Annotated in this window: 24 protein-coding genes; 12 read left to right on the top strand and 12 right to left on the bottom strand. The window is 67.9% G+C overall.

What is annotated here, in order from left to right:
- Positions 1-127: 127 nt before the first annotated feature.
- Positions 128-904 (top strand): acyl-ACP thioesterase domain-containing protein, encoded by a 777-nt coding sequence (locus ABZ909_RS32205; RefSeq protein ID WP_357007185.1) that lies wholly within the window; start codon positions 128-130, stop codon positions 902-904.
- A gap of 341 nt (positions 905-1245) precedes the next feature.
- Here ABZ909_RS32205 and ABZ909_RS32200 read toward each other — a convergent pair whose 3' ends face one another.
- A complete protein-coding gene (locus ABZ909_RS32200; protein WP_357007182.1) occupies positions 1246-2913 on the bottom strand; it encodes an FAD-dependent oxidoreductase in 1668 nt (555 codons plus the stop codon).
- Positions 2914-3138: 225 nt separating this feature from the next.
- Here ABZ909_RS32200 and ABZ909_RS32195 point away from each other — a divergent pair, with 225 nt between their 5' ends.
- The gene (locus ABZ909_RS32195) at positions 3139-3630 is read left to right on the top strand and encodes a histidine phosphatase family protein (RefSeq protein WP_357007179.1); all 492 of its coding nucleotides are present in this window, start codon (positions 3139-3141) and stop codon (positions 3628-3630) included.
- Positions 3631-3656: 26 nt separating this feature from the next.
- Here the strand turns inward: ABZ909_RS32195 and ABZ909_RS32190 are convergent, their stop codons facing one another.
- Positions 3657-3860: a hypothetical protein gene (locus ABZ909_RS32190; protein ID WP_354836509.1), complete on the bottom strand. Its 204-nt coding sequence runs from the start codon at positions 3858-3860 to the stop codon at positions 3657-3659.
- A 152-nt stretch (positions 3861-4012) separates the two neighbouring features.
- On the opposite strand from ABZ909_RS32190, the gene ABZ909_RS32185 reads away from it, so the two are divergent.
- Entirely contained in the window at positions 4013-4480 is a 468-nt protein-coding gene (locus ABZ909_RS32185; RefSeq protein WP_357007177.1) for a MerR family transcriptional regulator, read from the top strand.
- A gap of 18 nt (positions 4481-4498) precedes the next feature.
- Here the strand turns inward: ABZ909_RS32185 and ABZ909_RS32180 are convergent, their stop codons facing one another.
- Complete coding sequence (locus tag ABZ909_RS32180) at positions 4499-5302, bottom strand: class III extradiol ring-cleavage dioxygenase (RefSeq protein ID WP_357007175.1); 804 nt, start codon at positions 5300-5302, stop codon at positions 4499-4501.
- Positions 5303-5334: 32 nt separating this feature from the next.
- A complete protein-coding gene (ribA, locus tag ABZ909_RS32175) occupies positions 5335-5970 on the bottom strand; it encodes a GTP cyclohydrolase II (protein ID WP_357007173.1) in 636 nt (211 codons plus the stop codon).
- A 114-nt stretch (positions 5971-6084) separates the two neighbouring features.
- Here ribA and ABZ909_RS32170 point away from each other — a divergent pair, with 114 nt between their 5' ends.
- Entirely contained in the window at positions 6085-6546 is a 462-nt protein-coding gene (locus ABZ909_RS32170; RefSeq protein WP_357007171.1) for a MarR family transcriptional regulator, read from the top strand.
- A 15-nt stretch (positions 6547-6561) separates the two neighbouring features.
- Here the strand turns inward: ABZ909_RS32170 and ABZ909_RS32165 are convergent, their stop codons facing one another.
- On the bottom strand, positions 6562-6960 hold the full coding sequence (locus ABZ909_RS32165; protein ID WP_357007169.1) for a MerR family transcriptional regulator: 399 nt from the start codon (positions 6958-6960) through the stop codon (positions 6562-6564).
- A gap of 45 nt (positions 6961-7005) precedes the next feature.
- Between ABZ909_RS32165 and ABZ909_RS32160 the strand changes: the two genes are divergently transcribed.
- The 4 genes from ABZ909_RS32160 to ABZ909_RS32145 all read left to right on the top strand — a co-directional run bounded on the left by ABZ909_RS32160 (position 7006) and on the right by ABZ909_RS32145 (position 9686).
- Complete coding sequence (locus ABZ909_RS32160; protein ID WP_357007166.1) at positions 7006-7794, top strand: alpha/beta hydrolase; 789 nt, start codon at positions 7006-7008, stop codon at positions 7792-7794.
- Between the two features lie 85 nt (positions 7795-7879).
- Positions 7880-8362: a carboxymuconolactone decarboxylase family protein gene (locus ABZ909_RS32155; protein ID WP_357007163.1), complete on the top strand. Its 483-nt coding sequence runs from the start codon at positions 7880-7882 to the stop codon at positions 8360-8362.
- Positions 8363-8365: 3 nt separating this feature from the next.
- On the top strand, positions 8366-8680 hold the full coding sequence (locus ABZ909_RS32150) for a GNAT family N-acetyltransferase (RefSeq protein WP_357007160.1): 315 nt from the start codon (positions 8366-8368) through the stop codon (positions 8678-8680).
- 16 nt (positions 8681-8696) lie between these two features.
- Positions 8697-9686 (top strand): pirin family protein, encoded by a 990-nt coding sequence (locus tag ABZ909_RS32145; RefSeq protein ID WP_357007157.1) that lies wholly within the window; start codon positions 8697-8699, stop codon positions 9684-9686.
- A gap of 129 nt (positions 9687-9815) precedes the next feature.
- On the opposite strand, the gene ABZ909_RS32140 is transcribed toward ABZ909_RS32145, so the two are convergent.
- The gene (locus ABZ909_RS32140; protein ID WP_357007154.1) at positions 9816-10655 is read right to left on the bottom strand and encodes a helix-turn-helix transcriptional regulator; all 840 of its coding nucleotides are present in this window, start codon (positions 10653-10655) and stop codon (positions 9816-9818) included.
- A 165-nt stretch (positions 10656-10820) separates the two neighbouring features.
- Between ABZ909_RS32140 and ABZ909_RS32135 the strand changes: the two genes are divergently transcribed.
- Positions 10821-11828, top strand: a complete 1008-nt coding sequence (locus tag ABZ909_RS32135; protein WP_357007151.1) for an aldo/keto reductase — start codon at positions 10821-10823, stop codon at positions 11826-11828.
- A gap of 21 nt (positions 11829-11849) precedes the next feature.
- On the opposite strand, the gene ABZ909_RS32130 is transcribed toward ABZ909_RS32135, so the two are convergent.
- Together ABZ909_RS32130 and mqo are read right to left on the bottom strand one after the other, a co-directional pair.
- The gene (locus ABZ909_RS32130; RefSeq protein WP_357007148.1) at positions 11850-12341 is read right to left on the bottom strand and encodes a DUF4442 domain-containing protein; all 492 of its coding nucleotides are present in this window, start codon (positions 12339-12341) and stop codon (positions 11850-11852) included.
- 113 nt (positions 12342-12454) lie between these two features.
- The gene (gene mqo / locus ABZ909_RS32125; protein ID WP_357007145.1) at positions 12455-13960 is read right to left on the bottom strand and encodes a malate dehydrogenase (quinone); all 1506 of its coding nucleotides are present in this window, start codon (positions 13958-13960) and stop codon (positions 12455-12457) included.
- Positions 13961-14232: 272 nt separating this feature from the next.
- On the opposite strand from mqo, the gene ABZ909_RS32120 reads away from it, so the two are divergent.
- Positions 14233-15096, top strand: a complete 864-nt coding sequence (locus ABZ909_RS32120; RefSeq protein WP_357007142.1) for an LLM class flavin-dependent oxidoreductase — start codon at positions 14233-14235, stop codon at positions 15094-15096.
- A 13-nt stretch (positions 15097-15109) separates the two neighbouring features.
- Here the strand turns inward: ABZ909_RS32120 and ABZ909_RS32115 are convergent, their stop codons facing one another.
- Positions 15110-15646 carry a CGNR zinc finger domain-containing protein gene (locus ABZ909_RS32115; protein WP_357007140.1) on the bottom strand — a complete coding sequence of 179 codons (537 nt, stop codon included), beginning with the start codon at positions 15644-15646 and terminating at the stop codon, positions 15110-15112.
- Positions 15647-15685: 39 nt separating this feature from the next.
- On the opposite strand from ABZ909_RS32115, the gene ABZ909_RS32110 reads away from it, so the two are divergent.
- Together ABZ909_RS32110 and ABZ909_RS32105 are read left to right on the top strand one after the other, a co-directional pair.
- Complete coding sequence (locus ABZ909_RS32110) at positions 15686-16654, top strand: DMT family transporter (protein ID WP_357007138.1); 969 nt, start codon at positions 15686-15688, stop codon at positions 16652-16654.
- A gap of 130 nt (positions 16655-16784) precedes the next feature.
- On the top strand, positions 16785-17480 hold the full coding sequence (locus tag ABZ909_RS32105) for a hypothetical protein (RefSeq protein ID WP_357007135.1): 696 nt from the start codon (positions 16785-16787) through the stop codon (positions 17478-17480).
- A gap of 83 nt (positions 17481-17563) precedes the next feature.
- Here the strand turns inward: ABZ909_RS32105 and ABZ909_RS32100 are convergent, their stop codons facing one another.
- The 3 genes from ABZ909_RS32100 to ABZ909_RS32090 all read right to left on the bottom strand — a co-directional run.
- Positions 17564-18034: a hypothetical protein gene (locus ABZ909_RS32100; protein ID WP_357007132.1), complete on the bottom strand. Its 471-nt coding sequence runs from the start codon at positions 18032-18034 to the stop codon at positions 17564-17566.
- Between the two features lie 134 nt (positions 18035-18168).
- On the bottom strand, positions 18169-22122 hold the full coding sequence (locus ABZ909_RS32095) for a DNA-directed RNA polymerase subunit beta' (RefSeq protein WP_357007130.1): 3954 nt from the start codon (positions 22120-22122) through the stop codon (positions 18169-18171).
- A 90-nt stretch (positions 22123-22212) separates the two neighbouring features.
- Positions 22213-22512 (bottom strand): hypothetical protein (locus tag ABZ909_RS32090; RefSeq protein WP_357007127.1); only part of this gene is annotated, 300 nt, incomplete at its 5' end.

Raw genomic sequence — 22512 nt, 5'->3', positions numbered from 1 at the left:
TACAGGTGACTCGACGAGAGTGTGTCCCGCACGCCCCGTAGAGTCATGTCACGGACTTCGGTCAGCAAGCACCTCACCGGTGCTTTTGGAAAGACATGCGGCACACCGTGCAGCGCGAGGAGCACCAGTGTCACTCGATGAGCCACTCGCCCCGCTTCCCCAGGAGGGCATGGGCTTCGCTTCCGCGTGGCCCGCCCGAGCCGGCGATGTGGATCCCTATCAACGGCTGCGATTCGATGCCGTGGCCCGTTATCTCCAGGACATCGCCTGGGAGGAAATGCAATCCGGATTCTTCCATCAGACGGATCCGGCCTGGATCGTGCGGCGCACCGTGGTGGACGTGGTGCGGCCCATCCACTGGCCGGACCGGGTGGAACTGCGGCGCTGGTGTTCGGCCATGTCGACGCGGTGGACCAATATGCGGGTGCGAATCACCAGCGAGAACGGTGGTCTGATCGAGACCGAAGGGTTCTGGATCAATATCAACGAGTTCACCAATATGCCGACCCGGATCAGCGACGAGGGCCTGGCCGAACTCGCCCGCACCACCGATCAGCACCGGCTGCGCTGGCGGCCCTGGCTCACCGACCCCACGCCGCCGGAATCGGACGTGGATCTGCCGTTCCCGGTGCGCGCCACCGATATCGACCAGTACAACCACGTGAACAACGCGGCCTACTGGCAGGCGGTGGAGCAGTACCTGGTCGACTACCCGAAGCTGGTGGCCGGGCCGCATCGCGCGGTCATCGAGTATGTGGCGCCGGTGCTGGCGCGTCAGCACATCAGCGTGCGCAGCCGGTACGAGCCGGGCGACCGCACCGGGCATCCGGCGGCGCTGCGGCTGTGGTTCGTGGTGGGCGGGGTGACGACCACGGCGGTGCGCATCGGACCGCTGCCCAGCTGAATCCGATACTGCCCAGCTGAATCCGATACTGCTCAGCTGAGCCGGTGGCGCAACTGCGAAATCGGCTGACCTTATGCGACATTCCCTGCGGGCCAATACGTTCGCTGGACATTTGCCTGCGGCGCTGCGAGACGGGCCGATCACCAATGCCCAACCCGACCCCGCCGTCCCCTCCCTGTGCGCCGAGGACGGCCTCCTCATCGGCCGTCAACTCCCAGGCCAACCGCCAAAACGGCTGTGCCCCCACCCATTACAGGCGGGGCCACAGCCGTTGCTGCAGGGACAGGTCCGCGTTCCACGGGGTTCGGGGGCGAAGCCCCGGAGAGTCCCGAGAGTTGGGTTTACCCCTTGGCGGCCTTGAGGAGGTCCTCGACGCTGGTGAACTTCACGCGCGGGCGGCCCGCGGACTTGCCCGCGGTCTTCTCGGCGGCGTCGATGGCCTTCCAGCCGTCCCGGCCGATCTGGTCGGGCTGCCGCTGGGCGAGCAGGGCCTCCAACGCCGCGCGATCGGCTTGCGGGGCAGCGAGCTTGCCCTGGGTGAAATCCTCGATGAGCTGATCGACGGTCTCCTGCGAGTCGACCCGGTTGGAGCCGATGACGCCGCGCGGGCCGCGCTTGATCCAGCCGGAGACGTAGACGCCCGGAACGGGGTTGCCGTCGGCCAGGACTCGGCCCTTGTCATTGGGGATGACGCCGGCGGACTCGTCGAACGGCACGTCCGCGACGGGCTCGCCCTTGTAGCCGATGGAGCGCAGCACCAGCGACACCTCGAGGGTGCCGGTGCGGTCCGAGGCGCGGGCCACGGTGCGGCCGTTCTCCTCGACCAGCTCGTTGTGCACGTACTCGACCGCCTCGGCCTTGCCGGCGCCGGTGATGGCGGTCGGAGAGACCAGGTAGCGGAACACGATTCGCTTGTTGTCCGGGTTGCGGGAACCGGCGGCGTATTCCTGGGCGAGGGTGTACTTGAGCTGCAGCGAGGGCTCGACCTCCGGGTCGTCCAGCTCAGCCTGCGAGGCCGGGTCCAGGACCAGGTCCTCGGGGTCGACGATGATGTCGACGCCCTTCAGGTGCGTCAGCGCCAGGAATTCCGGCGAGGTGTAGGCGGCCTGCAGCGGACCGCGGCGGCCCAGCACCACGACCTCCTTGATGTTGCTGCGGCGCAGCGCATCCAGGGCGTGGTCGGCGATATCGGTCTTGGCCAGCTCGTCCGGGCCGACGGTGAGCACGCGGGCCACGTCGAGCGCCACATTGCCGTTGCCCACGATGACGGCGCGCTCGCCGGAGAGGTCGAATTCGCGGTCGGCGAAGTCCGGGTGGCCGTTGTACCAGGCCACGAACTCGGTGGCGGAGTGGCTGCCGGGCAGATCCTCGCCGGTAATGCCGAGGTGGCGGTCGGTGGCCGCGCCGACGGCGTAGATGACGGCGTGGTGGTGGGCGAGCAGCTCCTCGTGCGAGATGTGCTTGCCGACTTCGACATTCAACCGGTACTGCAAGGCCTCGCGCCGGAAGGCCGACTCGAACAGGCCGGCCACCGACTTGGTGCCCGGGTGGTCGGGGGCGACGCCGGCGCGCACCAGGCCGTACGGGGTGGGCAGCCGGTCGAACAGCTCCACCTCGACGTCGGCGCGGCGCAGCAGCTCCTCGGCGGCGTAGCAGGCGGCGGGGCCCGCGCCGATGATGGCGACCCGCAGCGTGCCCAGTTCCTTGGGCGCCCGTGACGACGCGACCAGCGGCTCGAAGTTCGACTCCAGCGGATGCCGTTGGAAGTAGGCGGCATTGATATCGCGGAAGCGCGCCAGCGAGGCGAGCAGATCGTCCTCGGAGAAGATCGCGTCGACCGGGCAGGCATCGACACAGGCGCCGCAGTCGATGCAGGTGTCCGGGTCGATGTAGAGCTGCTCGGTGGTGGCGAACTCGCGTTGCTCGGGCGTGGGACGAATGCAATCGACCGGACACTCGGGTACGCAGCTGGCGTCGTTGCAACAACGCTGCGTGATCACATAGGCCATATCTCGCAGATCCTCGAAACTGTCGCGTGTAATACTCCGCTCGGGCTCGAGCAGGGTCGGTAGAACACGTTCTAATATAGGCGGCGTTCCATCGGGTGTCGGCACTGCGATGTGTCGCCACCTTCAGTGTGCCTCGAGTGTGAGCACTGTCTCGCGTCGGCACCGGCGTGCACCGCTGTGAGACCGGTCTCCTGGGCGCACTCGAGGCCCCCTACCGTAATGCCTATGGTGCGGACTCTCATCCTGATGCGGCACGGCAAATCCGGATACCCCGAGGGCGTGCAAGACCATGAGCGGCCCCTGGCCCCGCGCGGGCGGCGCGAGGCGGCGCTGGCGGGTGACTGGCTGCGCGCCACCCAGCCGGAGATCGACGCCGTCCTCTGTTCCACTTCGACGCGGACGCGGGAGACCCTGGCGGCCACCGGCATCACCGCGCCGGTGACATTCGAGGGTTCGATCTACGAGGCGTCCCCGCACGTCATCATCGAGATGCTGCAACTCACCGACGATGCCGTGGAAACCCTGCTGGTCATCGGCCACTCCCCCGGAATGCCCTGGACGGCATGGGAATTGGCAGCCAACCGGCGTTCCGGCCCGGCCGAGGAGATGAGCGCGAAATTCCCCACCTCGGCGCTGGCGGTCATCGAGTTCGACCGCCCGTGGGCAGCCGCCGACCCGGGCACGGGTGAACTGGTGCGATTCCACGTGCCGCGGTAGGTCCGGTTACCTCGGCAGGGCCGGGCTCAGCCGAGTAGCTTGCCCTTCCATACCACGACACCACCGAAGATCAGCAGGAGCAGCAGCGCCGGCCAGAAGCCGAGCAGCCACCACACCACGCCCAGCACCGCCACCACGGGCAGCGCGGCAATGGCCGTGATCACCGGTTGTTCCTTGGCCGTCTCCAGGGCCGAGCGAGCCCTGATCCGATCCACGTCTTTTCCAGCCATGACCCCAGGGTAGGCGCGAAACGAGCCGGTCGAGCCGCACACCGAAACTTCGCGCACCCCAGATCCCCCACCGTCGCACGCCCGAAGGCTTGCTTGGAGTGCACTCCAACCCACTAGCGTTGTGGATGGTTCGGCAGGAAGGGGTGAGACCGATGAGCGCAGCACCGGTACAACAGCGCAATCCGGCACCACAGGACACCGTGGAACACGAACGTCCGCGGTATTCGATCGGCGAGGTCTCCGATCGCTGCGGCCTGACCCGGGACACGCTGCGCTGGTACGAGCGCATCGGCCTGATGGACTACGTGGGCCGCGACCACTCCGGCCAGCGCCGGTTCAGCGACCGGGATCTGGGGTGGCTGGCGTTCATCGGGAAGCTGCGGCGCACGGGCATGTCGGTGGCCGACATGGTCAAGTACGCGGAGCTGGTGCGGGCCGGGGAGCACACCTATCCGGAGCGGCTCGAGATGTTCCGGCGAACCCGCGCCGAAGTGCTCACCCAGATCGAGGAACTCCAGTCCACCCTGGTGGTCCTCGACCACAAGATCGAGCTCTACGGGGGCGGCCAGGTGTGTGATCCGCTGGTCGGGTCGAACGGCGCTGCCCGCCGGCGGAACTGAGCCCCGGCTCCGCCCGGATCAGCCGATCTGGATGGAGCGCTTGGCCATTCCGTACCAGAAACCGTCGATGGCGGTGTGCTGCGTGGCCAGTTCGTCCGCGCCCGCGCCGAGGGTCACGAACAGCGGCGCGAAATGCTCGGTGCGCGGGTGGGCGCGGCGGGCGTCGGGGGCGGTGTGCTCGAAGTCCAGCAGGGCGTCGATGTCACCGGCGGCCAGCGCCTCGTCACCCCAGTGGTCGAATTCCTGGGACCAGCCGGGCGCGAAGTCGGCCGGCATGGAGAAGTTCGCCTCACGCAGGTTGTGCGTGAAGAAGCCGCTGCCGAGGATGAGGACACCCTCGTCGCGCAGCGGGGCGAGACGACGGCCCAGGTCGTAGAGGCCGACCGGGTCGAGGGTCGGCAGGGACAGCTGCAGGACCGGGATGTCGGCGTCGGGATACATCTCGACGAGCGGCACGTACGCGCCGTGGTCGAGGCCACGGGTCGGCGCCTCGTGCACCGGCCGGCCCGGACCGCCCAGCAGCGCACGGACTTTCACGGCCAGGTCGGGAGCGCCGGGTGCGGCGTAGCGGACCCGGTAGTAGTGCTCGGGGAAGCCCCAGAAGTCGTAGAGCAGCGGCACGGTGGTGGTCGCGCCGAGAGTGACGGGCGCGTCCTCCCAGTGCGCGGAGACCACCAGAATGGCGGTGGGCCTGGGCAGTTCGGCCGACCAGGCGGCGAGCTGGCCGGGCCAGATCGGGTCGTCGGCCAGGGGCGGTGCGCCGTGGCTCAGGTAGAGCACCGGCATGCGGTCCGTCCGCTCGTGAGTCACGGCCTGGGACATGGGATTTCCTTTCGGGGATTGCTATGGTCGGCTCAGCCGACGAGCCGGATGGTGTGCCCGGTGTGCTCGGCCTTGGCCCGCAGGTAGCGCAGGTTGTCGGGGGTGGCGTGGACGCCGGTGGGGACGGTGTCGCGCACCGTCACGCCGAGGGCGGTCAGCTGGCGGACCTTGTCGGGATTGTTGGTGAGCAGGTCGAGTTCACCGACGCCGAGGGCGGCCAGCATCTGGGCGGCCGCGGTGTAGTCGCGGGCATCCTCGTCGAAGCCGAGTTCGGTATTGGCCTGGTAGGTGTCCAGGCCCGAGTCCTGCAGGGCGTAGGCGTCGAGCTTGTTGTAGAGGCCGATGTCACGGCCCTCCTGACGCAGGTAGAGCAGGATGCCGCCGGTGCCGGTGATGAGCTCGACGGCCTCGCGCAGCTGCGGTCCGCAGTCGCAGCGGGCGGAGCCGAAGACATCGCCGGTGAGGCATTCCGAGTGCAGCCGCACCAGCGGCGTGCCCGGCCCGTCCGGACCGGGGTCGGGTTCACCGAGGACGAGGGCCACGTGCTCGCGGCCGTCGGCGAGGCCATCGAAGGTGACCGCCTGTGCGGTGGTCGAGTAGCCGTCGGCGAAGGTCAGCGGAATCCGCACGCGGGTGCGAACGCTTGCGCCGACGAAGGTGCTGCTCATGAGAGTTCTCCTGAGGCCAGGGACCAGTTCTTTGAATGGGGCACAGTGTTCAAATTTGAACCGCAGGAGGCGGAAGGTTATTCCGACTCGAACAACCGGCTGTAACCTGGGCAGATGAGTCCACGCTGGCTGAACGAGGAGGAGCGGGCGGCCTGGTTGGCCTTCCTGAGTGCCTCCAGCCTGCTGGAACGCCGACTCGGCAGACAGCTCGAGCGGGACTCCGGACTCTCCCACCTGCAATACGAGATCCTGGTTCGCCTCGCCGCCGCCCCCGACGGCGAACTGCGCATGACCGAACTGGCCTCGACCCTGCTCAACTCCAAGAGCAAGCTCACCTACCAGGTCGACCAACTGGAGAAAGCGGGCTTGGTGACCCGCCGCAATTGCCGCACCGATCTACGCGCGGTCTACGCCCGCCTCACCGACGCCGGACGCGAGCGCCTCGACCAGGCCGCCCCGGGTCACGTCGAGACAGTGCGCGAATTCTTCATCGACGCCTTCACTCCCGAGCAATTGGCCGCTGTGGCAGCGGGTTTCACCGAGGTCAATCGCCGCCTCCGGGAAGGAACCGCCTAGTCGTTCCGAGTCGGCTCAGGACGCCTCGGCCACACCGGGATTCGGGTCGTAGGGCGCGGCCAGGACCGCGTCCTGCTGCCGGGCCAGCAGCATGCGGCGATGGGTCAGGTCGGCGATCTGGTCGTCGAGGCGATCGAGACCGTCGCTCACCACCCGCCGGGAATGGTCGCAGTGCTGGAAGCCGGAGTCGGTGGCGCAGGGCAGCAGTTCCCGGATATCGCGGGTGGGCAGTCCGGCGTCGAGGAGTTCGCGGATGCGGGCGACCCGATCCGGGGCGGTGGCCGGGTAGCTGCGGTAGCCGTTCGAATCACGGTGCGGGACAAGCAGCCCCTGCTCCTCGTAGTAGCGCAGCAGCCGGGCGGGCACCCCGGTGGCCCGGGACAGTTCGCCGATCAGCACTGTGACCTCCCGCACATCGCGTTGACCTTCACACCCATGTGAATCCCTAACGTCGCCGCCATGACGAACATTTCTTCCGAAAGCCCGGTCCTCACCACCCAGGTCTCCGGTTCCGGCCCCGCCATCGTGCTGGCCCACGGCGGGGGCGGCGGCATCGATGCCAACTTCGGCGGCCTGATCCCTCTGCTCGCCACCGATCACCTGGTCATCGGGTCCGATTACCCGACCGATGACACTCCGCTCACGCTGGACTCCCTCGCCGACGCCCTGGTCGCCGAGGCGGTGGCTCGAGGGGCCGGGACCTTTTCGATCGTCGCCTTCTCCCTCGGCACCGCGGTGGCGATCCGGGCGGCGGTGCGGCATCCGGAGCGGGTACGCGGGCTGGTGCTCACCGGCGGCTTCGCCAAGCCCGACAATCGGTCGCGGCTGAACATCCAGCTGTGGCAGCGTGCCCTGGCCGCCGGGGACCGCGAATCCTTCGCGCGGTTCGTCCTGCTCGCCGGGTTCAGCGCGGACTTCGTGAATGCCCTTCCCGAAGAGCAGCTTTCGGAGATCCTGGCGCAGACCGCGGCGAACATCCCGGGCGGCACCGCCGCGCAGGCGGCGCTGATCGAGCACACGGATGTGCGCGCCGACCTGCCGCAGGTGGCGGTACCGACGCTGGTCATCGGGCTCACCGGCGACCTGCTCTGCGATCCGGCCAACGCCCGCGCGCAGGCCGCCGGGATTCCGGGGGCCGAGTACACCGAGCTCCCGGGCGGGCACGTCGTCATGGTGGAGCAGCCCGACGCCTGGCACACGGCCGTGCTCGATTTCTTCGCGAGGCAGCGGGCGGCCGCGGCACTCTGAGTTCACCCCGGAAGACCTCGGACTGAAACACCAATTTTCAGACCGGAAGGCACGGTTCACATTCTCGGCTTACGATGCAGCCACTATGCAGTCACCTGTAACTCACGACCGGTTGTGGATCGACAAGCAGACGCCCGAGGTCTTCCGCGAACTCAACAGTGTCGCGCTCGCGGTGCGGAACGCCGCCGCGGCCGCCGATCTGGACCGTGCGGTCATGGAATTGGTGAATGTGCGCGTCTCCCAGCTCACTGGCTGCCCGTTCTGCCTGGACCTGCATTCCCGGTACGCCCGCGAAGCCGGTGTCACCCAGCAGCAATTGGATGTCCTGACCGCCTGGCACCGCAGTCCGTACCTGTTCACGGAACTGCAGCAGGCCGCACTCTCGGTCGCCGAGACGGTCACTTCATTACCGGATGAGGAGACCATGCAGCGTGAGTATGCTGCTGCGCGGCAACATTTGTCGGATGACCAGATGTCCGTTCTCATCTGGGCTGCGACCACTATCGGCGCGTTCAATCGCGTGTCGATTATGAGCAGACATCCGGTGCGGGTGCGGAAGGAGAACTGAACAATGAGCGAACAGGCCGTGACGGCCGCAGTCGTTCGTAACGACGCGCAACACCGGTACGAGGTGTGGTACGGGAATTCGCTCGCCGGGTTCAGCGAGTACCGCGAGCGCGACGACAACGACACCACCTTCATTCATACCGAGGTGGATCAGGAATTCAGCGGCAAGGGCCTGGCGAATCTGCTCGCGCAGGAGGCGATCAAGGATGTGATCGCCCGCGGCCGCGTCATCGTGCCGCGCTGCCCGTTCATCAAGGGCTGGTTGGACAAGCACCCGGAATACGACGAATACGTGGTGGGCAAGGGCATCAAGAGGTGATCAGGGAGGAGCGGGCATGAGCGATCTGGAGCCACGGCCGGAAGAGGCGCTGTGCGAATCGTCCGGGCGGCCCGGGCCACGCGCCGAATTCTTTCCGGCCCGCGAGGTGCCGCTGGGCGGCGTACGCGGGGTGACCGTCTTCCGGTCGCTGCCGCAGCGGGACCTGCCGACGGTCGGCGCGTGGTGCTTCCTGGACCATTTCGACGGGGGCTCGCCCACCAACCCGGAGGGGCACGATATCGACCCGCATCCGCATATCGGATTGCAAACGGTCACATGGCCTCTGGACGGGCGGATCCGCCACCGCGACAGCGTGGGCTCGGATGTGGAGATCGCGCCCGGGCAGCTGAACCTCATGACCTCCGGACGCGGCATCGCGCACTCGGAATATCGGGTGCCGGACCATATCTCGGGTCACGGGCTCCAGCTGTGGGTGGCACTGCCGGATGAATCCCGGGATATCGCACCGCATTTCGAGCAGCATCGGGACCTGCCCGAGTTCGCGCTGTCGGGGCTGCACGGCGTCGTCCTGCTGGGCTCGCTCGGCGGGGTCACCTCCCCGGCGCGGGCCTACACCCCGATCGTCGGCGCGGATCTGCGCCTCGAGGCGGGTGCGGCGGTGACGCTGCCGCTGAATCCGGACTTCGAGCACGCGGTGCTGGTGATCGCGGGCGGGCTCAGCATCGACGACACCACCGTCGCGCCCGGCAGCCTGTTCTACCTGGGCAGCGACCGCGAGTCCCTCCGGCTGCACGACTCCGCGGGCGGCGCGCATCTGCTGCTGCTCGGCGGTGAACCGTTCGGCGAGGATCTCGTCATGTGGTGGAACTTCGTGGCCCGCAGCCATGAGGAGATCGAACAGGCCCGCAACGACTGGGAGAAGCACGATGTCGGCCGTTTCGCTGATATCGCCGGGCACACACCGGACCAGCGGATCCCCGCGCCGCCGCTGCCGGGGCTGCATCTGAAGCCGCGCAAGCGCCGCTGCGGCGTGCCGCACGAGTGAACTGCGGCGTGCCGCACGAGTGAACTGCGGCGTGCCGCACGAGTGAACTGCGGCGTGCCGCACGTGTGAGACGAAGGCCGGCCCCGAACCGCACGGCGGGTTCGGGGCCGATTTCGTTGCGGTCGACCGTCAGCGGCTGGTCATGGACTGAGTTCCGATGACCCGCAACAGATCCAGCTTCTCCTGGGTGTCGGTGCCGGGCGCGGGGTAGTAGATCAGCACGTGCCGGGTGGCGCTGGGGGTGAGCAACGGTTCGCAGATCAGCTCCAGCACACCGACTTCGGGGTGGACCATGCGCTTGATGTGGCCGGTTCCGGTGCCCACCTCGTGTTCGTTCCACAGCCGCTCGAACTCCGGGCTGGCGGCCCGCAACCGGGCCACCAGCTCGGTCACGTCGGCGTCGCCGGCGCGGCGGGCGGAGACCGCGCGGAGATCGGCGACATGCTTGTGGCTCATGGCTTCCCAGTCCTGCGGCGGGAAGATGGCGCGGGAGCCCGGTTCGGTGAACCAGCGCCACGGAATGCAGCGCTCCAGCCCGCGCCGCTGCGAGTAGTCCCCGGACAGCAGGGTGTGCATGCGGTTCTGCACCAGCACCTCACCCAGGTCGGAGATGACCACGGCGGGGGTGTCGTCCAGCTTCGAGAGCAGGTGCAGCAGGCCCGGTCCCACGTGACTGTCGTCGCCGCGCGCGGGGGCCTGGTGGCCGGACAGGTGGTAGAGGTGGTCGCGCTCGCTGTCGGTCAGCCGCAGCGCCCGCGCCAGCGAGGCCAGGACCTGCACGGACGGGCGCGGGCCGCGCGCCTGTTCCAGCCGGGTGTAGTAGTCGGTCGACATGCCCGCGAGCATGGCGACCTCGTCGCGGCGCAGGCCCGGGGTGCGGCGGCGCGCGCCCGGCGGCAACCCGACGGTGGCGGGTTGCAGCTGCTCACGGCGGCGGCGCAGGAAGTCTGCCAGCTCGGTTCGATCCACCTCACCACTGTCCCCCGTCCCCGGCCCGCTAGCCAGGTACCGGCGATCCCAGTCTGCGGCGCGCGAATTACTCCCCAGCCGTCCACAGGCGGTAACCAGGGATCGGCGATCCCTGGATGAACGCTCCTCTCCCGGACCTCGCCGGCGGGGCGCAGTGTTATCGATATGACCACGAACCTCAGCACCGTCCAGCTCGGCAAGACCGGGCCCGCCGTCTCCCGCCTGGCCCTCGGAGCCATGGGCATGTCCGGCATGTACGGCGCGGCCGACGACGCCGTCTCGATCGCAACCGTGCACGCCGCCCTCGACTCGGGCGCGAACCTCATCGACACCGGCGACTTCTACGGCATGGGCCACAACGAACTGCTCATCCGGCAGGCGCTGGCCGACCGCAAGCGCGAGGACATCCTGCTCAGCGTGAAGTACGGCGCGCTGCGCGGACCCGACAACAGCTTCGGCGGCGTCGACACCAGGCCCGCGGCCACCAAGAACTTCCTCGCCTACTCCCTGCAGCGGCTGGGCACCGACTACGTCGACATCTACCGGCCCGCCCGGCTGGACCCGAACATTCCGATCGAGGAGACCATCGGCGGCCTGGCCGAGCTGGTGCAGGCCGGCTACATCCGCCACATCGGCCTGTCCGAGGTGGGCGCGGAGACGCTGCGCCGCGCGGCGGCCGTGCACCCGATCGCGGACCTGCAGATCGAATACTCCCTGATCTCGCGTGGCATCGAGGCCGAAATCCTGCCCGTCGCACGGGAACTCGGCATCGGCATCACCGCCTACGGGGTGCTCTCGCGCGGCCTGTTGAGCGATTCGCTGCGGCCCGGGCAGCAGTTCGCGTCCTCCGATTTCCGGGCGCACAGCCCGCGTTTCCAGGGCGAGAATCTCGACGCCAACCTGCGCCTGGTCGACGCGCTGGCGAAGATCGCGGCCGAACACCAGGTGAGCGTGGCCCAGCTGGCCATCGCCTGGGTGCTGTCGCGGGGCACGGACATCGTGCCGCTGATCGGCGCGCGGAAGCCGGAACGCTGGGCCGAAGCCGTTGCGGCGGTGGACATTCGGCTGTCCGAGGCCGAGCTGGCCACCATCGAGGCGGCCGTGCCCGCCGGCCAGGTGGCGGGCGGCCGCTACGCGCCCGCGCAGATGGCCATGCTCGACAGCGAGCGCTGAGTCATTTCGCTCGCGCCGGAATCACTTCCGGCGCGGCCGGATCACCGCGGTGAAGGCGGCGCGGGCCACGGGCTTGCCGGTGACATCGGAGATCGTCACCGGCACCTCGAGCTCGATCTCGGTGCGGGATTCGATGTTCGCGCGGGTCTCGGCGATGGTCTCCGGCGTCAGCTCGGAGGTGGCGCTGAACGGGCCCGCCTCACCCTTGGCGCGGGCCAGATATTCGATGCGGCCGTCGCGGGCGACGATGAAGGTGTCGCCGAGCAGGTCCACGATGCCGGAGATGGACGCGCCCATGGCGGCCGTCTCGGCCAGGCCGAACAGCAGGGCGGCGTGGATATCGCCATTGTGGTTGAAGTGCTCGGGGCGCGCGGCCATGCGGACCACATTGCGGCCCGGGGTGTAGTCCACGCCCTCGATACCGGTGAACTGGATGAAGCCGAGCTTCTGGAAGCCCGCCATCACCATCTCGCCCATGGCGGCGTTCGCCTCGTCCTTGGTAGCGCTGTCCATCGCTTCTCCTGGTCGGCCAGAAATTGAAACCTGTTCCAATTTCATACCGGGCCGGACGCGGCTTTGTCCACGGCAGCCTCCTGCCACGGATCTCCACGACAGCTTCCGCCGGTTCAGCCCACTACCCGGCCGGCCAGCCCCAGCGCCTCCGCAGTCCGGGCCATGGTCTGGCGCGCCAGCCGCGGATCGTTGGCCAGGCTCTGCCCCAGCGTCGGCATGAGCTCGCGCAACCGCGGCTCCCAGAGCCGGGAGTAGCGCGGGAAGCAGCGCTCCAGTACCTCGAGCAGGATCACCGGGGCGGTCGACGCACCCGGCGTGGCGCCCAGCACCGCGGCGATCGAACCATCCTGCGCGGCAACGACTTCCGTCCCGAACGCCAGCACCCCGCCGCGCTGCGGATCCGGCTTCACCAGCTGGGCGCGCTGACCCGCGGTGATCAGGGTCCAATCCTCGGTGCGCGCCTCGGGGACGAATTCCCGCAGCGCGGCGAGCTTCTTCTTCCGGGTCGAGGCCAGCTGCGCCACCAGCAGCCGCATCAGCTCGGGATTCGACTTCAACATGGCCGCGATCGGGCCCGCATTGCCCGGCCGCACCGACCCCGCGGCGTCGAAGAGCGAACCCCGTTTCAGGAAACGAGGATTCGCACCCGGGTACGGACCGAACAGCAGCGCGCGATCGCCGTTCACGACCCGGGTATCCAAGTGCGGCATGGCAATCGACGGCGCACCCTCGGGCGCGCTGCCATAGACCTTCCCATCGTGCTCGGCCACCACGGCGGGATTGTCACAGCGCAGGAATCGGCCACTCACCGGCAGCAGACCATAACCGTGCACTTCCGGAACACCGGCTCGCTGCAGGATTTTCAGCGCCCAGCCGCCTGCGCCCGCGAATACGAAGCGGGCGTCCGCCTTTCGCGTGAGGCGGTCGTTGTCGGTGCGCCAGTCGACCCGCAACTGCCAGGTGCCGTCATTGTTGCGGCGCAGCCCGCGCACCTCGCAATTGCGGTGTATCTCGACATCCTGCCAGCGCAGCCAATGGAACAGCTGGCCGGTCAGTTCGCCGAAATCCACATCGCTACCGGTGATATCGCGGGTCGCGGCGATCGGCTCGGAGGCGTCACGGCCCCGGGTGATCAGCGGGGCCCAGTCGGCGATGACCTCCGGATCGTCGCTGAATCGCATATTCGCGAAAAGGTGGTGCGCGGACATGGTTTCGTGACGGCGGCGCAGGAAATCCACTTCCCGCTGCCCGCGCGCCAGCGTCAGGTGCGGGACCGGATTGATGAAGGTCTCCGGCTTGCGCAGCACCCCGGATTCCACCAGCGACGCCCACAGCTGCCGGGTGAGCTGGAACTGCTCATTGAGCTCGAGCGCCGGCTCGATATCGATCGTGCCATCGGGATTCTCGGTGGTGTAATCGAGTTCGCACAGTCCGGCATGGCCAGTGCCCGAATTGTTCCAGGCCGCCGACGCTTCGGAGCCCACCTCGGGCAATCGCTCGTACACGGCGATGGTCCAGCTGGGTTCCAGATGCTTGATCAGCATCGCGAGCGTCGCGCTCATGATGCCGCCGCCGATCAGCACGACATCGTAGGGCCGCAGCGGCAGTTGTGTTCTCATCGTCATTACCTGGAAAACCCCGATTGAACTCGTACAGCGTACGGGCACGCTAGCACCATCCACCGGCCCGCCAGGGCGGCGCAGCAACACTATCGCCCAACCCGGCCCGGCGCACCCGGAGCTACCGACCCGGTTGCGACATTGCTCGAAAGCGTCCTATATTGGCCACAATCCAAGAGATGCTCTCCGGAAGTTGTGCCGCAGAATGAGAGCATCCGCCTCCGGAGAGGCGCGGAGTGGGCGGCAGAGCAATTGTGCCCACGCATCTCTCCATGGAGGTCACCCCAATGCACATCGGTCTCGGACTCCCCATTTCCGATCCCCCCGCCCTGCTCGACTGGGCGCGCCGGGCCGACGTCGGCCCCTTCTCCACCCTCGGTCTGCTCGATCGTCTGGTCTACGACAATCCCGAACCGCTGGTCACCCTCGGCGTGCTCGCCGGCGCGACCAGCCGCGTCAAGCTGCAGACCGAGGTCCTCATCGCACCCCTGCGCGATCCCGCGCTGCTCGCTAAACAGGCCGCCACCCTGGATGTGCTGTCCGGCGGGCGCTTCGTGCTCGGCCTCGGCGTGGGCGGGCGCGCCGACGACCACGAGGCCTCCGGCACCGAACTGCATACTCGCGGCCGCCGCCTCGATGAGCAGATCGGCCTCATGCGCGACCTCTGGGCCGGCAAACCGTTCAGTTCCACCTGCGGGCCCATCGGCCCCGCACCGAGCTCGCTCCCCGGCCCGGAACTGCTCTTCGGCGGCTTCCAGCCCGCCGCGCTGGAACGCGTCGGCCGCTGGGGCGGCGGCTTCCTCGCGGCCGCCGCGCCCTCCTGGGCGGGCGGGCTCTTCGACACGGTCCGCCGTTCCTGGCGCGACCACGGCCGCACCGGCGCGCCCCGCATCGTGGCCCAGATCAATGTCGCGCTCGGCGCGGACGCCGTGCTCGACGACGCCCGCGCGTCCATGGGCGCGTACTACGAATTCTCCGGCCGCGCCGACTTCATGGTCGACGGCATGCTGACCACGCCCGGCGAAATCCGCGACGCCATCCGGCAATTCGGCGATCTCGGGGCGGACGAGGTGATGCTGTACTGCTACGGCCGCGACACCGATCAGGTGGATCGGCTCGCCGACGTGATCAGCTGACCGTCCGGCGGGCTCAACCGACCATTTTGCGAGCCCTGTAGGCCGCGACCGCATTGCGATTGGTGCAGGCCGTGGAGCAGTAGCGGCGGGAACGGTTGCGGGACAGGTCCAGCACGATGCCCGCGCAGGTCTCGTCGGCGCAGATGGCCAGCCGGGACAGCTCGTCGGCCCGGATCAGGTCGATCATGGCCATGGCGGTCTCGACGGCCATTCGGACATCCAGCGGAGCCTCGGGCGGGACCGCGTGGATGTGGTAGTCGAGGCCGTCGTGGCGGACCAGCCGCGGCACCGCGTGATGCTCGGCCAGGATGGCGTTCACCAGGTCGACCGCGGTATCGCGGTCGGCGGTGAGCAGGCGGCGCAGCGGGGCGCGCTGGGCGCGGACGGCCGTCAGCTCCGCCCGGGTACGGGCGTGGACGCCGGTGTAGCCGTGCTTGACGAAAAACTCGTCCAGCTGGGCGATCTCGGTGAGGGTGTCCGGGTCCTCGGCCGAGTTCACCAGTTCCACCGCCGCCGCCATGGCCGCCACTGTGTCATCAGCGAAAATCACTTTGACAGATTACACCCGGGCCGCCTAGCGTCATTTGCCATGGCGACTTTGACTCATGACAGAGCGGCGGTGTCGAACCGGTTGCGTTCCGGGCTGCTCTGCGCCGCGCTGTCGGCGGCCGCGTTCGGGCTCTCCGGCCCGCTGGCCCGCGGGCTCATCGACGCCGGCTGGAGTCCGGCCGCCGTGGTCATCGTGCGCGTACTGCTCGGCGCGCTGGTCCTGCTGCCCGTGGCCGCGCGGCAGCTGCGCGGCGACTGGAACCTGCTGCGCCGCAATGCCGCCCTGCTCGCCGGCTACGGCCTGCTCGCCGTCGCCACCGCGCAGCTGGCCTACTTCAACGCCGTCGCGCACATGGACGTCGCGGTGGCACTGCTCATCGAATACACCGCACCCATCGCGGTGGTGGTGTGGCTGTGGCTGCGGCACAACCAGAAGCCCGGGCGCGCAACCGTTCTCGGCGCGGTGATCGGCGTGACCGGCTTGATCCTGGTGCTCGACCTGAACTCCGGCACGGCCACCAGCGGGGTCGGCATCACCTGGGCGCTGGGCGCGATGGTCGGCGCTGCAGCGTATTTCATCCTGTCCGCGCACGCCGGGGACCAGGTACCCGGCACCGTGCTGGCCACCGGCGGACTGCTGGTCGGCGGGCTCGGCATTCTGGCGGCCGGACTGATCGGCATCGTGCCGCTGCACGCCACTACCAATTCCGTCGCGTTCCAGGGCTTCATCGTGGACTGGTGGGCGCCGCTGCTCGCGCTCGGCGTGATCACCGCCGCCGTCTCGTACGTGACCGGCATTGCCGCCACCCGGCTGCTCGGCTCCCGGCTGGCGTCCTTCGCCGCGCTCGGCGAGGTGCTGGCCGCCATTCTGTTCTCCTGGGCACTGCTCGGCCAGGTGCCCGCGCCGATCCAATTGCTCGGTGGCGCATTGATTCTCATCGGCGTGGTGGTGGTCCGGCTGGGCGAGCCGGCGGACGACCCCCTGGCGAGCGACACGCCACTCTCCTGACACCGGCGCTGACCTGCCGGTTCCACTTATCGATTGCCCTTGTGCGCCACAACCCTTCACATCTCGAGTTGATAACGGTAGTTTGTCGCAAATGTCGGGGAACCAGTCCGCAACTCGAGGGAAAACCACGATGGGTATAACCAAATACATTGCACCCGCCCTGCTTTGCCTGACCGCGACCACTGTCGCGGGCACCGCAACCGCCGAACCGGCGCAGGCTCCGGAGCAACCCGCCCTGCAGATCAAGGGCACCGATCACAATATCGGCTATGACGTGGCCCTCACCGCCGACCATCGCGCCGCCGTCAGCACCCTGCAGGCCGGGCGCTTCCTCGCCACCTGGGACGGCGACGCCGTCATCGTGACCAACGACGAGGGCGTCCTGGTCTCCACGGTCCCCCTGAAGTACGACATCGACGGCAAGACAGCCGAATTCACCCCGACCATCGATCAGGACAACCGCCGGCTGACCCTCACCCCCATCGCGGAATCCGACACCCCGGTCCGTGAGGTCGACGCCCAGCAGCACTTCTTCGACGTCGTCCAGGCCAACCTGCCCGCGGTCGCCACCGGCGCGGCCATCGGCGCCACCATCGGCTTCATCGCGGGCTTCCCCGTCGGCCTGTTCGTCCTCGACTTCATCACCGCTCCCCTGCTCGCCGTGGTCGGCGGCGTCGTCGGCGGCGCCATCGGCCTCCAGATGTCGGGCGGCCAGCAGGCCACCGAAGCGGCCCTGAGCTACGTCGACACCCTCGCCCCCGGCACCGGCAACCTCTTCCGCCCGGCCTTCGCCGCCCTCCCCGCCGCCCCCCAACCGGCGAACTGACCCACCCCGCACCACAATTCGGCCCGCGCTCCTCGTCATAGCGCGGGCCGTTCGCATTCCCGGTTCACTCGAGGAAGGTCGTCTCACTCGAGGAAGATCATCGAGTCCACGGGCATACTGTTGTCCCAGTGGTACCACCACACGTTCATTTCGCCGGCGAGGTTGAACCGGAAGGTGTGCCCGCTGCCGGGGCCGCCGGTGATCGTCCACAACGCATTGGGCTGGGCGATCACCGTGCTGACACTGCCGTCGGCCCAGGCGAATTGGCCCATGGACGGCGCGTCGAGACTGTTGAACGGCAATTCGGCGCTGAAATGCCCCGACACGATGCCGGGCAGCAGCGGACTGGAGCACCCCCACAGATCCGCCTCGCGCCGCACGCTCTGGCCGGCGCTGCCGGTACCCGGAATCCTGGTGCCGCTCAGCATTCCACCGTGCTGACAGCCACCCAGCCCGCCGCCCGGATCGGCCGCGGCCTGCGGCGCCCACAGCGACAACACCGCCACCCCGGAGACTGCCGCGACGACACCGTGACGAATACGACCAACGGACATGTCAGCTCCTCCACCGGGGATGGGCTAAATCGCCGCAACCAGCATAAGCCCGCGATGCGCACCCGGACGTGAAAAGAGTTCGGCCCCTGCTCCGATCGGAGCAGGGGCCGAATTCTATTGGCTGCCTACAAAGCTCAGCGGTAGTCGCTGAAGCCGTAGTCGTCCAGCGGGACCGCGGCACCGGTGGAGGTGCCGAAGCCGTCCGGGCTGTAGTAGCTGTCGTCGTAGGACGGGACAGCGTACGCGGCCTGGCGGGCCTCTTCGGTGGGCTGAACCTGGATGTTGCGGTACCGGTTGATGCCGGTACCGGCCGGGATCAGCTTACCGATGATCACGTTCTCCTTCAGGCCGATCAGCTTGTCGGAGCGGCAGTTGATCGCGGCGTCCGTGAGCACGCGGGTGGTCTCCTGGAAGGAGGCCGCCGACAGCCACGAATCGGTCGCGAGCGACGCCTTGGTGATACCCATCAGCACCGGGCGACCCGAGGCGGGCTCGCCACCCTCCGCGACCACGCGGCGGTTGGCGGACTCGAACTCGGCGCGCTCCACCAGCGAACCCGGGAGGAACTCGGTCGCACCCGAATCGATGATGGTGACGCGGCGCAGCATCTGGCGGACGATCACCTCGATGTGCTTGTCGTGGATGGACACACCCTGCGAGCGGTACACCTCCTGGACCTCGTGGACCAGGTGGACCTGCACCTGACGCGGACCCATCACGCGCAGCACCTCGTGCGGATCGGCCGAGCCCTCGAGCAGCTGCTGACCGACCTCGACGTGGTCACCGTCGGCCAGGAGACGCTCGGAGCCGTCCTCGTGCTTGAACACCCGCAGCCGCTGACGCTTCGACAGCTTGTCGTAGAGCACCTCGTCCGAACCGTCGTCCGGAATGATGGTGATCTTGTAGAAGCGGTCGTCGTCCTCGAGCCGCACGCGACCCGACACCTCGGCAATGGGGGCCTTGCCCTTGGGCACACGAGCCTCGAAGAGCTCCTGAACTCGGGGCAGACCACCCGTGATGTCGTCACCCGCGACACCACCCTGGTGGAAGGTACGCATGGTCAGCTGGGTACCGGGCTCACCGATGGACTGGGCGGCGACGATACCGACGGCCTCACCGATGTCCACCAGCTTGCCGGTCGCCATCGAGCGGCCGTAGCAGGTGGCACACACGCCGGTGCCGGTGGTGCAGGTCAGCACGGAACGGACCTTCACCTCGGTGATGCCGGCCTCGAGCAGCGCCTCCAGGGCGGGGTCGCCCAGGTCGTGGCCCTTCTCGACGACGACATTGCCGTTCGCGTCCACCGCGTCGGTGGCCAGCGTACGAGCGTAGGTGCTGGTCTCCACGTGGGCGTCCCGGATGAGCGAGCCGTCGGCCTGCTTCTCCGCGATCGGCACCACGATGCCGCGCTCGGTGCCACAGTCGGTCTCGCGCACGATGACGTCCTGCGACACGTCCACCAGACGACGGGTCAGGTAACCCGAGTCGGCGGTACGAAGCGCGGTGTCGGCCAGACCCTTTCGCGCACCGTGGGTGTTGATGAAGTACTCCAGAACCGTCAGGCCCTCACGGAAGGAGGACTTGATCGGCCGCGGGATGAACTCACCCTTCGGGTTGGTAACCAGACCCTTCATACCGGCGAGGGTACGAGTCTGGGTGAAGTTACCGGTCGCGCCCGAGTCGACGATCGTGATGATCGGGTTGTCGGCCGGGTAGTGCGCGCGCAGCGCCTTACCGACCTCTTCGGTCGCTTCCTGCCAGATCTTGACCAGGGCGTTGTTGCGCTCCTGGTGATCGAGCGCACCACGCTGGTACTTCTTCTCGATCTGATCCGACTGCGCCTCGTAGCGCTCCATGATCTCCGCCTTCTCCGGCGGAACGAGCACGTCCGACATGGAGACGGTGACACCGGAGCGGGTGGCCCAGTAGAAGCCGGAGTCCTTCAGCTTGTCGACGGTCTGCGCCACGACGATCATCGGGTAGCGCTCGGCGAGATCGTTGATGATCGCCGCCTGACGCTTCTTCGGCATCGGCTCGTCGATGAACGCGTAGTCCGCCGGAAGCAGGTCGTTGAAGATGACGCGGCCCAGCGTGGTCTTGGTGATCCACGCGTCGCCCCGCTGCCAGCCGTTCGGGAACAGCTCGGCCTCGACGTCCTTCGGCGGACGCTGCTCGGTCAGACGAATCTTGATCAGCGAACGCACGGTCAGCTCACCGCGGTCGACAGCCATCTGCGCCTCGGCGGCCGAGGAGTAGACGCCGAACTCGGCCTCGTCCTTGGTGGCCGGGCGGTACTCGCCCTTCGCGCCCTCTTCCAGGCGCGTCAGGTAGTACAGACCGGTCACCATGTCCAGACGCGGCATGGCGAGCGGACGACCCGACGCCGGCGACAGGATGTTGTTCGAGGACAGCATGAGGATGCGGGCCTCGGCCTGCGCCTCCGCCGACAGCGGCAGGTGCACGGCCATCTGGTCACCGTCGAAGTCGGCGTTGAACGCCTCACACACCAGCGGGTGCAGCTGGATGGCCTTACCTTCGACCAGCAGCGGCTCGAAGGCCTGGATACCCAGGCGGTGCAGGGTGGGCGCACGGTTCAGCAGCACCGGGTGCTCGGAGATGACCTCTTCGAGGACATCCCACACCTGGGGACGCTGCCGCTCCACCATCCGCTTGGCGGACTTGATGTTCTGCGCGTGGTTCAGGTCGACCAGACGCTTCATGACGAACGGCTTGAACAGCTCGAGCGCCATCAGCTTGGGCAGACCACACTGGTGCAGCTTCAGCTGCGGACCGACGACGATGACCGAACGGCCGGAGTAGTCGACACGCTTACCGAGCAGGTTCTGACGGAAACGACCCTGCTTGCCCTTGAGCAGATCGCTCAGCGACTTCAGCGGGCGGTTACCCGGACCGGTGACCGGACGGCCACGACGGCCGTTGTCGAACAGCGCGTCCACCGACTCCTGAAGCATGCGCTTCTCGTTGTTCACGATGATCTCGGGCGCACCCAGATCGATCAGTCGCTTCAGCCGGTTGTTGCGGTTGATGACGCGGCGGTACAGGTCGTTCAGGTCGGAGGTCGCGAAGCGGCCACCGTCCAGCTGCACCATCGGGCGCAGCTCCGGCGGGATCACCGGCACGGCGTCGAGGACCATGCCCATCGGCGAGTTGCCGTTGGTCTGGAACGCGGCCACGACCTTCAGACGCTTCAGCGCGCGCAGCTTCTTCTGGCCCTTGCCCGTGCGAATGGTCTCGCGCAGGTTCTCGGCCTCGGCGGCGATGTCGAAGGTCTCCATGAGCTTCTGGATCGCCTCGGCACCCATGGCACCGGTGAAGTACTCGCCGTAGCGGTCCTGCAGCTCGCGGTAGATCACCTCGTCGATGATCAGCTGCTTCTTGGCCAGCTTGGTGAAGGTGGTCCAGATCTCGTCGAGCCGGTCCAGCTCACGCTGGGAGCGGTCGCGCAGCTGACGCATCTCGCGCTCGCCGCCGTCCTTGACCTTGCGGCGGACGTCGGACTTGGCGCCCTCGGCCTCCAGCTCGGCCAGGTCGGCTTCCAGCTTCTGGGCGCGGGCCTCGAGGTCGGCGTCGCGCTGATCGGCGACCGACTTCTTCTCGACCTCCATCTCCGCCTCGAGCGTGGACAGCTCGTTGTGGCGCAGCTCGTCGTCGACCGCGGTGATCACGTACGCGGCGAAGTAGATGATCTTTTCCAGATCCTTCGGCGCGAGGTCGAGCAGGTAGCCCAGGCGCGACGGCACACCCTTGAAGTACCAGATGTGGGTGACCGGGGCGGCCAGCTCGATGTGGCCCATGCGCTCACGACGCACCTTGGCACGAGTCACCTCGACACCACAGCGCTCACAGATGATGCCCTTGAAGCGGACACGCTTGTACTTACCGCAGTAGCACTCCCAGTCCCGGGTGGGACCGAAGATCTTCTCGCAGAAGAGGCCGTCCTTCTCCGGCTTCAGCGTGCGGTAGTTGATGGTCTCCGGCTTCTTGACTTCGCCGAAAGACCAGTTGCGAATGTCTTCGGCGGTCGCCAGGCCGATCCGGAGTTCATCGAAGAAGTTGACGTCTAGCACGTAACTTCCTTTCCCCTGTTCGGGTTGAGAATGAGCAAAAGTTCAAATCCGTTGCCCTGGAGCGCCTCTCGGCGCTCCAGGACCGTTCGCTCACTGCGCCAGGTCGTCGACCGTCGCAGCCTCGTTGCGGGACAGGTTGATACCCAGGTTCGCCGCGGCGCGCTCCAGGTCCTCGTCGTCGCCGTCGCGCATCTCGATGGCGGCGCCGTCCGAGGACAGCACCTCCACGTTGAGGCACAACGACTGGAGTTCCTTCAAGAGCACCTTGAACGACTCCGGGATACCGGGCTCCGGAATGTTCTCGCCCTTGACGATCGCCTCGTACACCTTCACGCGGCCGACCACGTCGTCCGACTTGATGGTGAGGAGTTCCTGCAGGGTGTAGGCCGC

Origin of the sequence: Nocardia sp. NPDC046763 (genome assembly GCF_040645495.1) — a bacterium.
In the GTDB taxonomy this organism is placed as follows: domain Bacteria; phylum Actinomycetota; class Actinomycetes; order Mycobacteriales; family Mycobacteriaceae; genus Nocardia.
The sequence above is the reverse complement of the archived record's forward strand: the minus strand, read 5'-3'. Positions and strand labels throughout refer to the sequence as shown.

Excerpts from the sequence above, each read along its gene's own strand:
- ABZ909_RS32200 (WP_357007182.1), bottom strand. The coding sequence starts at position 2,913 with ATGGCCTATGTGATCACGCAGCGTTGTTGCAACGACGCCAGCTGCGTA.
- ABZ909_RS32195 (WP_357007179.1), top strand. The coding sequence starts at position 3,139 with ATGGTGCGGACTCTCATCCTGATGCGGCACGGCAAATCCGGATACCCC.
- ABZ909_RS32190 (WP_354836509.1), bottom strand. The coding sequence starts at position 3,860 with ATGGCTGGAAAAGACGTGGATCGGATCAGGGCTCGCTCGGCCCTGGAG.
- ABZ909_RS32185 (WP_357007177.1), top strand. The coding sequence starts at position 4,013 with ATGAGCGCAGCACCGGTACAACAGCGCAATCCGGCACCACAGGACACC.
- ABZ909_RS32180 (WP_357007175.1), bottom strand. The coding sequence starts at position 5,302 with ATGTCCCAGGCCGTGACTCACGAGCGGACGGACCGCATGCCGGTGCTC.
- ribA (WP_357007173.1), bottom strand. The coding sequence starts at position 5,970 with ATGAGCAGCACCTTCGTCGGCGCAAGCGTTCGCACCCGCGTGCGGATT.
- ABZ909_RS32170 (WP_357007171.1), top strand. The coding sequence starts at position 6,085 with ATGAGTCCACGCTGGCTGAACGAGGAGGAGCGGGCGGCCTGGTTGGCC.
- ABZ909_RS32160 (WP_357007166.1), top strand. The coding sequence starts at position 7,006 with ATGACGAACATTTCTTCCGAAAGCCCGGTCCTCACCACCCAGGTCTCC.
- ABZ909_RS32155 (WP_357007163.1), top strand. The coding sequence starts at position 7,880 with ATGCAGTCACCTGTAACTCACGACCGGTTGTGGATCGACAAGCAGACG.
- ABZ909_RS32150 (WP_357007160.1), top strand. The coding sequence starts at position 8,366 with ATGAGCGAACAGGCCGTGACGGCCGCAGTCGTTCGTAACGACGCGCAA.
- ABZ909_RS32145 (WP_357007157.1), top strand. The coding sequence starts at position 8,697 with ATGAGCGATCTGGAGCCACGGCCGGAAGAGGCGCTGTGCGAATCGTCC.
- ABZ909_RS32135 (WP_357007151.1), top strand. The coding sequence starts at position 10,821 with ATGACCACGAACCTCAGCACCGTCCAGCTCGGCAAGACCGGGCCCGCC.
- ABZ909_RS32130 (WP_357007148.1), bottom strand. The coding sequence starts at position 12,341 with ATGGACAGCGCTACCAAGGACGAGGCGAACGCCGCCATGGGCGAGATG.
- mqo (WP_357007145.1), bottom strand. The coding sequence starts at position 13,960 with ATGAGAACACAACTGCCGCTGCGGCCCTACGATGTCGTGCTGATCGGC.
- ABZ909_RS32120 (WP_357007142.1), top strand. The coding sequence starts at position 14,233 with ATGGAGGTCACCCCAATGCACATCGGTCTCGGACTCCCCATTTCCGAT.
- ABZ909_RS32110 (WP_357007138.1), top strand. The coding sequence starts at position 15,686 with ATGGCGACTTTGACTCATGACAGAGCGGCGGTGTCGAACCGGTTGCGT.
- ABZ909_RS32105 (WP_357007135.1), top strand. The coding sequence starts at position 16,785 with ATGGGTATAACCAAATACATTGCACCCGCCCTGCTTTGCCTGACCGCG.
- ABZ909_RS32100 (WP_357007132.1), bottom strand. The coding sequence starts at position 18,034 with ATGTCCGTTGGTCGTATTCGTCACGGTGTCGTCGCGGCAGTCTCCGGG.